The sequence below is a fragment of the Pseudomonas sp. H3(2019) genome, assembly GCF_007713465.1.
In the GTDB taxonomy this organism is placed as follows: Bacteria; Pseudomonadota; Gammaproteobacteria; order Pseudomonadales; family Pseudomonadaceae; genus Aquipseudomonas.
On the sequence record NZ_VMSG01000001.1, the window covers coordinates 297,693 to 310,410 of the forward strand.

The 12,718-nt window shown below is 60.3% G+C and carries 9 protein-coding genes; 7 read left to right on the plus strand and 2 right to left on the minus strand.

Annotated elements, in window-relative coordinates:
• Positions 1-7: 7 nt before the first annotated feature.
• The 7 genes from FPT12_RS01490 to FPT12_RS01520 all read left to right on the plus strand — a co-directional run bounded on the left by FPT12_RS01490 (position 8) and on the right by FPT12_RS01520 (position 11,024).
• Positions 8-547 carry a chemotaxis protein CheW gene (locus tag FPT12_RS01490; protein WP_145014323.1) on the plus strand — a complete coding sequence of 180 codons (540 nt, stop codon included), beginning with the start codon at positions 8-10 and terminating at the stop codon, positions 545-547.
• A 143-nt stretch (positions 548-690) separates the two neighbouring features.
• Positions 691-2,751 (plus strand): methyl-accepting chemotaxis protein, encoded by a 2,061-nt coding sequence (locus FPT12_RS01495; protein WP_145014324.1) that lies wholly within the window; start codon positions 691-693, stop codon positions 2,749-2,751.
• A 38-nt stretch (positions 2,752-2,789) separates the two neighbouring features.
• Positions 2,790-8,720 (plus strand): Hpt domain-containing protein, encoded by a 5,931-nt coding sequence (locus tag FPT12_RS01500; protein WP_145014325.1) that lies wholly within the window; start codon positions 2,790-2,792, stop codon positions 8,718-8,720.
• Positions 8,713-9,186: a chemotaxis protein CheW gene (locus FPT12_RS01505; protein ID WP_145014326.1), complete on the plus strand. Its 474-nt coding sequence runs from the start codon at positions 8,713-8,715 to the stop codon at positions 9,184-9,186. Before FPT12_RS01500 ends, FPT12_RS01505 begins: the two co-directional genes overlap by 8 nt.
• 54 nt (positions 9,187-9,240) lie before the next feature.
• Positions 9,241-9,855: a nucleotidyltransferase domain-containing protein gene (locus FPT12_RS01510; protein WP_145014327.1), complete on the plus strand. Its 615-nt coding sequence runs from the start codon at positions 9,241-9,243 to the stop codon at positions 9,853-9,855.
• A complete protein-coding gene (locus FPT12_RS01515; RefSeq protein ID WP_145014328.1) occupies positions 9,833-10,255 on the plus strand; it encodes a hypothetical protein in 423 nt (140 codons plus the stop codon). Before FPT12_RS01510 ends, FPT12_RS01515 begins: the two co-directional genes overlap by 23 nt.
• A gap of 151 nt (positions 10,256-10,406) precedes the next feature.
• Positions 10,407-11,024: a hemolysin III family protein gene (locus FPT12_RS01520; protein WP_145014329.1), complete on the plus strand. Its 618-nt coding sequence runs from the start codon at positions 10,407-10,409 to the stop codon at positions 11,022-11,024.
• Positions 11,025-11,155: 131 nt separating this feature from the next.
• Here FPT12_RS01520 and FPT12_RS01525 read toward each other — a convergent pair whose 3' ends face one another.
• Positions 11,156-11,449 carry a fructose-bisphosphate aldolase gene (locus FPT12_RS01525; protein ID WP_145014330.1) on the minus strand — a complete coding sequence of 98 codons (294 nt, stop codon included), beginning with the start codon at positions 11,447-11,449 and terminating at the stop codon, positions 11,156-11,158.
• Positions 11,450-11,966: 517 nt separating this feature from the next.
• Complete coding sequence (locus FPT12_RS01535; protein WP_145014331.1) at positions 11,967-12,638, minus strand: polysaccharide lyase family 7 protein; 672 nt, start codon at positions 12,636-12,638, stop codon at positions 11,967-11,969.
• Positions 12,639-12,718 lie beyond the last annotated feature (80 nt).

A 12,718-nucleotide genomic window follows, 5' to 3' on the forward strand; every position in this document is an offset into this window, starting at 1 on the left:
CCGACCCATGACCGAGTCGCTGACTGCCTTCGAACTGCTGCTGCAGATCGATCAGCGCTGCCGTCTGCTGGCGGCGGACCTGCCTTCGCAGCAAACCCGCAACCACGGCTGGAGCGGGATCGGTTTTCGCCTCGGCGAGCGCTGGTACGTGGCGCCGATGGGCGAGGTCAGCGAGGTGTTGCACGAGCCGCGTCTGACTCAGCTGCCGGGGGTCAAGTCGTGGGTCAGGGGCGTGGCCAACCTGCGCGGACGACTGTTGCCGGTCATGGATCTGTGCGGTTTCCTCGGGATTGAGTTGTCTGCGCTGCGCAAGCAGCGGCGTGTACTGGTCGTTGAGTATAAAGAGGTGTTCGTCGGGTTGATGGTCGATGAGGTGCTGGGTATGCAGCACTTTAACCAGGCCAGTTTCGAGCCGGCGTCACTGGACGCGCAGAACGGCCCGGCGGGGGCTTTCATAAAGGGACAGTTCGAGCGTGAGCAGCGTTGGCAGGTCTTTAGCCCGTTTGCCCTGGCGCAGTCCCCACGGTTCATGGATGTGGCCCTGTAATCCCTGTGGGAGCGAGCCTGCTCGCGAATGAACGATGACGCGGTACATCAGCAAGACCGCGGCGCCTGATTCGCGAGCAGGCTCGCTCCCACATGAGGTTCTTCAGTAGGTCCGGCAGGGCGTTGGTTAACAGGCGAGGATCGATGATAAAAGCAAATACAGGCAAGGCTACGGAAGGGTCGCGCAGTCGTGCGCAGATCATTGTGCTGTTCATCGCGCTGATCGTGTTCATCGTGTTGCTGTTCGCCAACTTCGCTTACCTCAATACCCAGGCCTCCTACGACAAGCAGTACATTGGTCACGCTGGCGAGCTGCGCGTGCTGTCCCAGCGCATCGCCAAGAACGCCACTGAAGCGGCGGCCGGCAAGGCGGCGGCGTTCAAACTGCTGAGTGATTCGCGTAACGACTTCGCCCAACGCTGGGGTTACCTGAAAAAAGGTGACCCGACCACCGGTCTGCCACCAGCACCCCACGCGGTGCATGCCGAAATGCGCGCGGTGCAGCTGGACTGGGAGCGCCTGCTGAAAAATACCGACGCAATTCTTTCCAGCGAACAGACTGTGCTGTCGCTGCATCAGGTCGCCGCGACCCTGGCCGAGACCGTGCCGCAGTTGCAGGTCGAATACGAAAAAGTCGTCGAAATCCTGCTCCAGCGCGGCGCACCAGCTGCTCAGGTCGCCATGGCTCAGCGCCAGTCGTTACTGGCCGAACGGATCCTTGGTGCGGTCAACATGGTGCTCGCCGGCGACGAAAACGCCCAACAGGCTGCCGACGCCTTTGGCCGTGATGCCGCGCGCTTCGGTCAGGTACTCAACGGCATGCTCCAGGGCAATCCGTCCCTGAAGATCAGCCAGGTCGAAGACCAGGACGCCCGTGCCCGGCTGACCGAGATTGCCGAGCTGTTCCAATTCGTTTCGGGCTCGGTCGACGAGATCCTCGAAACCTCGCCTGAACTGTTCAAGGTCCGCGAGTCGGCGGGCAACATCTTCAACTTGTCGCAGACCTTGCTCGATGAAGCCTCGCACCTGGCCAACGGCTTCGAAAACATGGTGGGCGGGCGTTCGACCGATACCATCGGCGGTTACGTGCTGGGCTTGCTGGCGCTGACTTCAATCATCCTGATCGGCCTGGTGATGGTCCGTGAAACCAATCGCCAGTTGCGGGAAACTGCCGAGAAGAACGAACGTAACCAGAACGCGATCATGCGCCTGCTCGACGAGATCGAAGACCTCGCCGATGGCGATTTGACGGTCACGGCATCGGTGACCGAAGACTTTACCGGGACCATCGCCGACTCGATCAATTACTCGGTCGATCAGCTGCGCGATCTGGTCGCGACCATCAACCTGACCGCCGGCCAGGTCGCTGCCGCGGTGCAGGAAACCCAGGCGACCGCGATGCACCTGGCCCAGGCCTCGGAGCATCAGGCGCAGCAGATTTCCGAAGCCTCGACGGCGATCAACGAAATGGCCCAGTCCATCGATCAGGTCTCGGCCAATGCCGCCGAGTCGTCCGCCGTTGCCGAGCGCTCGGTGGAAATCGCCAACAAGGGCAACGAGGTGGTGCACAACACTATTCACGGCATGGACAATATCCGTGAGCAGATTCAGGACACGGCCAAGCGGATCAAGCGTCTGGGCGAGTCGTCCCAGGAAATCGGCGACATCGTCAGCCTGATCGACGACATTGCCGACCAGACCAACATTCTCGCGCTGAACGCCGCCATTCAGGCCTCCATGGCCGGTGACGCCGGGCGTGGTTTTGCGGTGGTTGCCGACGAAGTCCAGCGGCTGGCGGAGCGCTCGTCGGCGGCCACCCGGCAAATTGAAACTCTGGTGCGGGCGATCCAGACTGACACCAATGAAGCGGTGATTTCCATGGAGCAGACCACCACCGAAGTGGTGCGTGGCGCGCGACTGGCGCAGGATGCGGGGGTGGCCCTGGAAGAAATCGAAGGCGTATCGAAAACGCTCGCCGCGTTGATCCAGAGTATTTCCAACGCGGCGCAGCAACAGACGTCTTCGGCAGGGCAGATATCCTTGACGATGAACGTGATCCAGCAGATCACCACGCAGACCTCGTCGGGCTCCACGGCCACCGCCGAGAGCATCGGCAACCTGGCGAAGATGGCCAGCCAGCTGCGGCGTTCGGTGTCTGGTTTCACCTTGCCGGCGGTGCCTGAGCGCAGCGCCGACAAGGCTTGAACGATGCCTGCTGGAAAAGCATTTTGATGGGAGTGGTTATGGGTGATCGGCACGACTATGTGGCCCTCGAATGGGTCAAGGGCGAAATTGCCGAAACGTTGAAGCAGGCGTTTATTGCCCTTGAAAGCATGGCCCTCGACAACCGGATCGAAGAGCCGCTGACGGCGCACGCGATCGCGGAGTGCCTGGCGGGGATTCATCAGGTTCACGGCAGTTTGCAGATGGTCGAATTCTACGGCGCGGCGTTGCTCGCCGAAGAGATGGAACAGCTCGCGGCAGCGTTGCAGCACAACCGCGTCAGCCACCGCGATGAAGCCATTCGCTTGCTGCAACAAGCCCTCGGTCAGTTACCGATTTACCTCGACCGCGTGCACAGCGCCCGCCGTGACTTGCCGTTGGTGGTCTTGCCGCTGATCAACGACCTGCGCAGCGCCCGTGGCGAAAGCCTGTTGTCGGAAACCAGCCTGTTCAGCCCGCAGTGGCAAGCGCTTCCCGAATTGGATGACGACACGCTGGCAATGCTTGAGCCGGCCGAGCTACCGAATGTGCTGCGCAAATTGCGGCAAATGTTGCAGATGGGACTGGTTGGGTTGCTTCGCGAACAGGACGACACCACCAATCTCGGCTATCTGGCCAAGGTCTTTGCACGCCTCGAAATGCTGTGCGACGGGGCGCCATTGGGGCCTTTGTGGCAGATCGCTTCGGCGCTGGTCGAAGGCATGCTCAGCGGCAGTGTCGCCAACAGTCCGGCGCTGCGCAGCCTGTTCAAGGAGGCTGACAAGGAACTCAAGCGCCTGCTTGAACACGGCATCTCGCAAATCAATCAGCCGGCACCGCCTGAGTTGCTCAAAAGCCTGCTGTTCTACATTGCCAAGGCACAACATCCCACTGCGCAGATGCAAGCCATGAAAGAGCGTTATGCCCTGGACGACGCGTTGCCCGACAGTGCAATGGTCGATGAAGAACGCGCTCGCCTGGCTGGCCCGGACCGCGACGCGATGCGCTCGGTGCTGGCCGCGCTCTGCGAAGAGCTGGTGCGGGTCAAGGAGCGCCTCGACCTGTTCGTGCGCAGCGACCGTCAGCATGTCTCGGACCTCGACAGCCTGCTGGCGCCACTGCGGCAAATCGCCGACACCCTGGCAGTGCTCGGCTTCGGTCAACCGCGCAAGGTGATCATCGATCAACTGGCGGTGGTCCTGAGCCTTGCACAAGGCCAGCGCGAGCCGAACGACGCGATCCTGATGGATGTCGCCGGAGCCCTGCTTTACGTCGAGGCGACCCTGGCCGGAATGGTTGGCACCGTCGAGGAAAACCGCGAAGAGAGTCGGTTGCCGACCACCGACCTGACGCAGATCCACCAGATCGTCATCAAGGAAGCGCGAATCTGCCTGCAACAGGCCAAGGACATGATCGTCGACTACATTGACAGCGATTGGGATCGTCAGGTCTTGCAGCCGCTTCCAGCCGTGCTGACCCAGGTGCGTGGCGCGTTGGCGATGATTCCGTTGAGCCGCGCGGCGAGCCTGCTGGAAGCCTGCAACGGTTTCATTCGCGAGCATCTGCTGGCAGACCAGACGCGTCCCGACTGGCCGCAACTCGACAGCCTGGCCGACGCCATTACCAGCATCGAGTATTACCTGGAGCGTTTGAGTGAAGACCCCGAGGCGCCTGGCGAAAAGATCCTCGATGTCGCCGAGCAAAGCCTGGCCGCTCTGGGGTATTTCCCCGGCGAGGTGGCTGTGCCGCTGCCCGAAGACGTGCTGAGCCCAGGCTTGGCGTTGGTGATGCCGGATCTGCCGGCGCTGGATAACCCGCAGATCGCCCAGTCGCTGGCCGAGGTGTTGGCCAGCCCGGCCCGTGCCGTCAATCCGCCCGCGCTGATCACGCCGGGCAGTCTGTTGCCGCCGCCGGCCGATGAAGAGCCGGTGGATGCCGAGCTGCGCGAAGTTTTTCTCGAGGAGACCGACGAAGTCCTGGATATCCTGCGCGAATACTTGCCGCGCTGGGTCGCCAGCCCCGACAGCGCCTCGGTCCTGAGCGAGTTGCGTCGCGCCTTCCACACCTTGAAAGGCAGCGGGCGAATGGTCCGCGCTCTGGTGTTGGGCGAGTTGGCGTGGGCGCTGGAAAATCTGCTCAACCGGGTGCTGGAGCGCAGTGTCGAACCGGGTCCGCCGGTTTATCAACTGCTGGATGAAGTGCTGCGACTGCTCCCTGAACTGATCGCTGAGTTCGCCGCCAACACCCAACGTCAGCGCGACGATGTCGACCGCCTGGCCGCTTGCGCCCATGCCCTGGCGAAGGGGGATGAAACCCTGCCGGACACTGCGTCGCAGGATGACGCGATGCTTGACCCGCAGTTGCTGGAGATCTTCCGCAACGAAGCTGAAACCCACCTCCAGAGCCTCGACCGTTTTCTCGATCAGGCCGCCGAGCATGTGCCGTTGCAGGCCAGCGATGAGTTGCAGCGCGCCTTGCACACCCTCAAGGGCAGCGCTTCGATGGCCGGTGTGTTGCCGATTGCCGAACTGGCGGCGCCGTTCGATCATCTGGCCCGCGAGTACAAGGCACACCAGATTGCGCTGGACCTGGACGAAGTCGAACTGCTGCTCGAAGCCGGTGAACTGTTGCGGCGCGGGCTGAAGCAATTGAACAGTGATCCGCTGACGCCGATCAGGGGCGCCGAAGACTTGATCGAGCGCACTCAGGCACTGCTCGCCGAACGCCTGGAGGCCATCCTCAATGCACCGAACACGGGGTTGCGGATCAAGCGTGATCCGCAACTGATCAACAAATTCCTGGCCCAGGGGATGGACATCCTGCTGGACGCCGAAACCCTGTTGCAGCGCTGGCAGCAACACCCCGGCGAACGGCAGGAACTCAGCGCGCTGCTGGATGAATTGACGACCCTGGGCGAGAACGCGCACCTGGCCGATTTGCATCCGGTGGATGAGCTGTGTGAAGCCTTGCTCGACCTCTATGGCGCGGTGGAAGAAAGCAGCCTGGCGGTCAACGAACGGTTCTTCCACGAAGCCCAAAGTGCTCACGAAGCGCTGATCAACATGCTCGATGAACTGGCCGCCGGCCAGGAAGTCGGCTCGCAACCGGCGCGGGTGCGGGCCTTGCGTGATTTGCTCAATGAGGGCCTTGATCCGTCGGCCATGGGGCTGATTCGCAGCGATGGCAGCCGCACGCTGAGCATTACCGAGCTGGGCAGCGCCACCAGCGAGCTGGCACAGGCGCAGGCGTTGACGATTGACGATGAAATCGTTTCGATCTTTCTCGAAGAAGCGGTGGATATCCTCGAAAGCGCCGGACAAGCCTTGCAGCGTTGGCTCAATGATCCGGAGAGCGCTGCGCCGCTGTCGTCGTTGCAGCGCGACTTGCACACCCTCAAGGGCGGCGCGCGAATGGCCGAGGTTGGGCCGGTCGGCGATCTGGCTCACGAACTTGAAAGCCTTTATGAAGGGCTGGTCGACCGGCGCTTCAGTCATTCACCCGCGCTCGGGGTGTTACTGCAACAGAGCCACGACCGCCTCGCGATGTTGCTCGAACAGTTGCAAAACCATCAGCCACTGAGCGATCCGGGTACGTTGATCGAGGCAATCCAGCAATTTCGGCAAAGCACCGGCAGCACAGCCGATGGGGTCGAAGTGGCGGCTGCGAATGATGCGGCGAGCCATGATCCGGAACTGTTGGAGATTTTCCTCGAGGAAGGCTTCGACATCATCGACAGTTCGGGCGCGGCGCTGTCGCGCTGGCAGGCGGACCCACAGAACCGTCAGGAAATGGAAACCCTGCTGCGCGACCTGCATACCCTTAAGGGCGGCGCGCGAATGGTCGAAATCGCCCCGATTGGCGACCTGGCCCATGAGCTGGAGTTTCTTTACGAAGGGTTGTCGACCGGCTTGCTGCACGCCATACCGGCGTTGTTCGATCTGTTGCAGCGCAGCCATGACCGGTTGGCGCAGATGCTCGACGCGACCCGTGCCGGCCAGCCGGTGCTGCCGGCTGACAGCCTGATCGACGCGATCAAGGCCTTCACTCACCCGACGGCTGACAAGGCCCCGACGCCAGCTCCGCTGGTTGAAGTGGCAGCGGTGGCCAAGCCTGAGGCCGCAGCGCTGCAACCGGATGCTGGCGCCGATATGGTCAAGGTGTCGGCTGAGCTGCTCGACGATCTGGTCAACCTGGCCGGTGAAACTTCGATTTTCCGCGGTCGCATCGAGCAGCAAGTCAACGATGCACAAGTCGCCCTGAGCGAGATGGAAACCACCATCGAGCGCATGCGTGATCAGTTGCGCCGGCTCGACACCGAAACCCAGGGACGGATTCTCAGCCGGCAGCAGGTTGACGCCGAACGTCTGGGCTACGAAGAGTTCGATCCGCTGGAAATGGATCGGCACTCGCAGTTGCAGCAGTTGTCGCGGGCGTTGTTCGAGTCGGCTTCCGACTTGCTCGACCTTAAGGAAACCCTCGACCGCTGCAACCACGACGCAGAGAACCTGCTGCAACAACAAGGCCGGATCAACACCGAACTGCAAGAAGGCTTGATGCGCACACGCATGGTGCCGTTCGAACGGATGCTGCCGCGCTTGAAGCGCATCGTTCGTCAGGTCTCCAGCGAGTTGGGCAAGGACGTCGAGTTCATTGTCGGGAACGCCGAAGGCGAGATGGACCGCAATGTGCTGGAACGCATGGCGGCACCGCTTGAGCACATGCTGCGCAATGCTGTCGACCACGGCCTGGAATCCGCCGAAGCACGCCGAACGGCCGGTAAACCCGAGCAAGGCCGAATTACCCTGGACCTGTCCCGTGAGGGCGGCGACATCATTTTCGACATCCGCGACGACGGTGCCGGCGTGCCGCTGGATGCAGTGCGGCGCAAGGCGATCAAGCGCGGTTTGCTCGCCCCCGACAGCGACATGAGCGATCGCGACGTGTTGCAGTTCATTCTGCAGCCAGGGTTTTCCACTGCCGAGAAAATCACCCAGATCTCCGGGCGTGGTGTCGGCATGGACGTGGTTCACGAAGAAGTGCGGCAACTCGGTGGCTCGATGGTCATCGACTCTGTACCTGGGCAGGGCGTGCATTTCCGCATTCGGCTGCCGTTCACCGTATCGGTCAACCGCGCGCTGATGGTGCAGTGTGCCGAGGATCAGTACGCGATCCCGCTGAACACCATCGAAGGCATCGTGTGCGTGCTGCCGTTCGAGCTGGAGGGGTATTACCAGCTCGATCCGCCGTTATACGAATACGCTGGGCAACGCTATGAATTGTGCTATCTCGGCGAGCTGCTGAAGACCAGCGTCCGCCCGAAACTGCTGGGCCAGAGCCTGCCGTTGCCGGTGCTGCTGGTGCAGTGCAACGAGCGACGCATCGCGGTGCAGGTCGATGCGACGACCGGTACCCGGGAAATCGTGGTGAAAAGTCTCGGCCCGCAGTTCGCAGCGGTGCAGGGATTGTCTGGCGCGACCATTCTTGGCGATGGCCGGGTAGTGCTGATTCTCGACCTGCTGACGCCTATCCGCGCCATGCAGACGCAGGTATCACCGCAGCGCGTCATTCAGGAATCGGCCACGGAGGCCGAGCCGCAGCGTTCGATGCTGGTCCTGGTGGTCGACGACTCGGTGACCGTGCGCAAGGTCACCAGCCGCCTGCTCGAACGCCACGGCATGAACGTGCTGACCGCCAAGGACGGTGTCGACGCCATGCTGTTGCTCGAAGAGCACATGCCCGACCTGATGCTACTGGACATCGAAATGCCGCGCATGGATGGTTTTGAAGTGGCCATGCAGGTGCGCAACGATCCACGGTTGCAGCACCTGCCGATCATCATGATCACCTCGCGCACCGGCCAGAAACACCGCGACCGGGCGATGGCTATCGGCGTCAACGACTATCTCGGCAAGCCGTACCAGGAATCGGTGTTGCTCGAAAGCATCGCCTTGTGGAGCAAAACCCATGCTTGAGCACCGCACCAGCAACCTTACCGGGCTGCTGCTGCCCTTGGTCGATCGCAACCTGATCCTGCCCAATGTCGCCGTCGCCGAGCTGATCGACTATCAGCCCGGCGCCTTTGACCTAGATTCGCCACCCTGGTACCTGGGCCTGGTGACCTGGCGCGACCGGAAAATCCCGCTGTTGAGCTTCGAATCGGCCTGCGGCAACAAAACCGTGATCGGCGATCGCGCGCGCATCGTCGTCCTCAATGCCCTCGGCGGGCGCCCGCACCTCAAATTTATCGCCTTGCTGGTGCAAGGCATTCCACGCTCCTACAAGCTCGACAGCCAGTTGAGCTATGTCGACGTGCCGCTGTGCTCGCTGGAACACGCCGCGGTACAGGTCGCCGAACACGTGGCGAAAGTCCCGGATCTGCTGGCGCTGGAAGAGTTGTTGGTGGGGGCGGGGTTGGTTCTGGATGACGGGTTATCTTGATAAGTCCCAAAAAGGGACCTATCGTTCCCTTTTTGGGACTTATCGGTCGTTGCCGTGCAAACACTGTCATTAAGTAATGCCTTGTTTACCGTGACTCAGCAAAAAGTGCTGGGTTTGCTCTTTGGTAAACCGGATCAAAGCTTTTACGCCAATGAAATCGCTCGTTGGGCTCAGGTTGGCAAAGGCAGCCTGATGCGTGAGCTGGAGCGTTTGCAATTGGTGGGGGTACTGAGCATGACTCGTCAAGGTAATCAGACCCACTATCAAGCCAATCCTGATTGCCCGATCTATCAGGAACTGCTGGGCATTGTTCGTAAAACCTTCGGGATTGCCGAGCCTTTGCGTCTCGCCCTGGCACCGTTTGCCAATCAATTGATCTGGGCATTCGTCTACGGATCCATTGCCAAGGATCAGGCGAACGCATCCAGTGACATAGATCTCATGCTGATAGGCGAGGGCCTGCACTACAGTGAAGTGATGGAACGGTTGATACCAATGGAAGAACAACTTGGCCGTCCTCTCAATCCGACGCTCTACACCCCTGAAGACTGGGCCGGGAAACTGGCTGCCGGTAACAGCTTCGTGCAACGGGTAGCGCAACAGGAAAAGATCAACCTGATAGGTGAAAACCCTTTGGAGTCCAAGGATGGGCAGCAACGAGAGTCTTGAGAACCTTCTACGCAGTGGCGGACTGAAAAGCGAACCGCCTGATCGCAAGGAATGTGAAGGGTTAATGCGTTCAGCGACAGATCGCTTGAGGGATGCGAGAAGCGCGCAACTCTCTTTCGCCAGCCGGTTTGACCTGGCCTACAACGCTGCCCATGCCATTGCGCTGACTGCATTGCGTATACACGGCTATCGGTCGGACAAACGCTATCTGGTTTTCCAGCGCCTGATTCATACAGCCGGTTTGAGCAAGCTTCAGGTTAGATTGTTTGCCTTGTGTCATGAACGACGGAATCTGGCGGAATACGAGGGGTACATGGATGAAGACGAATCTCTGCTCACGCAATTGCTGGCCAGCACACAAGAGATGTTGATCAGCGTCGAACGAACCATGGCAGACTGACATCGACGCAATTGACTGCTTGATCTTCTGTGCTACTTCAAGGGGTATGCCCTTGTTTGCAACGTGCATCATCTTTTAGAAACATTGTGCTTTCAGGCTACAACCCTGAGCCTTGCGCGATGTTGCAGTGATTTTTTAAGGTTGGAGACACATGTATCACGGAGAAAGATTCAACGCCTGGAGCCATTTGTTCGGGGCGGTTGCGGCGTGTGTAGGGGCGGTCTGGTTGTTGGTGATTGCCAGTCTGGACGGCAGCCCCTGGAAGATTGTCAGCGTGGCGATTTACGGGTTTACCTTGCTGGTGCTGTACAGCGTTTCGACGGTTTATCACAGCGTGCGCGGGCGGGCGAAGGTGATCATGCAGAAGGTCGATCACTTGTCGATTTACCTGCTGATCGCCGGCAGTTACACGCCGTTTTGTCTGGTCACCCTGCGTGGGCCGTGGGGCTGGACGCTGTTCGGGATTGTCTGGGGGCTGGCGGTGATCGGTATGCTGCAAGAGATCAAGCCGCGCTCCGAGGCGCGGATTTTGTCGATCGTGATCTATGCGGTGATGGGCTGGATCGTGCTGGTGGCGGTCAAGCCGCTACTGGCGGCGCTGGGTACCATCGGTTTTGCCTGGTTGGCGGCGGGCGGGGTGTTTTATACCGTCGGCATCATCTTCTTCGCCCTCGACAGCCGACTGCGCCACGCCCACGGTATCTGGCACCTGTTCGTCATCGCCGGCAGTTTGCTGCACTTTGTGGCGATCCTGTTTTACGTGGTGTGAAGCAAAGGATCGCAGCCTTTGGCGTGCGGTTCGGACTCACGTTTTATCGTGATCAATATCTGTCTAGCCCTGAAACAGGTTTACACCTGTTTCAGGGCTAGACATCCCCTTCGTGCGTATAAGCCAACTATTCAGCGATGGGGTTGCTCGTCGAACCCTCGCTGCTCGATCACCCCGAACACATCGGTAATGTCCTGAACCATCAAGCGCGCCACATTGGTGACGGTGTTGATATCGCGTTCAGCGTAGTCGGGCAGGCTGGTGCAGGCCGTGAGGGTGAGGTAACTGAGGACGGCGTGCAGGCGTTCGCTGACGCAGGCGTGGAGTTCGCGTAACGGGGCGTGGCTGTCGATGAGCAGGACGGGGTAGTCGGTGGCGATCTGGGTGAAGGGGGTGAAGCGGCGGGGCGGGGTTTGAGTAGTCATTGGGTGCAACCTCTTGTTTAAAGAAAGATTGCCACCGTTCGCTGCGAAACAAATTGGGTGGCAGCTGTACGCGGGTTCGCAGACCGAGCAACAAGAGAACTCGGCAGACCCGAAGATCTCCCACATACAGCCGCCATAAATCACCATGCTGGCGAGAGGTTGCCAGCATAACTTTTTGGGACGGATGTAGCTCTTGTTGTTAGGGGCTGCGAAACCCAGCAGCTAACCGAAATCAGCTGACGGAGAGACTGTAAGCGGCGACTTTGGTGACTGCAACCGGGCTGTAGGACCGTTGCGCGGTCATTATTGCGAGGGAGCTTGTTCCCGCTCGGCGGCGTAGCCGTCGTAAACCGGGCAGTGAGGTGTGTCTGAGGAAATGAGGTGGCAGGGTTTGGGGCTGCTTCGCAGCCCAGCGGGAGCAAGCGCCCTCGCCACAGAGGGAGCAATCCTACGGGATTTGCGGACGATCAGATCGTTCCCATGCCCGTAGCCGTATTCAAGGGTTGAGATCAAGTCGTCAGCTCTTGTTGTGATCAATATCCAGCTTGCTGAACGTCACTTTCCCACCCTCGCTGGTGTACCCGGTGTTGTCCTGCACATACACCCCGGCCTTGAAGTACAGCGGTTTGTCGCGCCAGGTGGCGCTGATCTGGCTGTCCCACTGGTAGCCAGCAGCGCTGATGCCCAGGACGCCGTCGGGGCTGAGGTGGATCAGGTAGGAGAAACTCTGGTCCAGTTTGACCCCGGTGGCGATGGTGATCACCCGGCCTTCGTCATCGTCCGGGTGCATGCGCACCTTGGCGACGATGGTGCCGGTCGAGGTGCTGGTTTTGTACTGGTACTCGACCTTCACCAACGGCTTTTGGCTGTTGTAGGCGTGGATCTGGCCGATGACGATCTTGCCCGAACTCGGCACCTGATTCACCGCCAGGGTCGCGCGCAGCAAATTGTCGGCGTCGGGGTAGAGCCAGTTGCGCAGGGTGCCGTTGCTGTAGGTTTCGCGAAGTTCAGTGCGCGGGTAAATCGCGTTTTCAGTGCGTGAGCCGGTCACCGGTGCCCAGAAGAACAGCGTGCCGGTGTCGGAGTGGAAGTATTGATCCTTGAAACCGTTCACCAGTTTGGCTGTATCAACGGTATACGGTGGGCTACCGACAGGAACACTGAGGTTCCAGGTTGCGAGATCGATCATCGTCAAAGCTTCCACGAAATCTAGCGGTACGCGCGTGCCAGAAGCTCTAGCCCGCACGTTAGAGGGCAGTCTTTATAAGC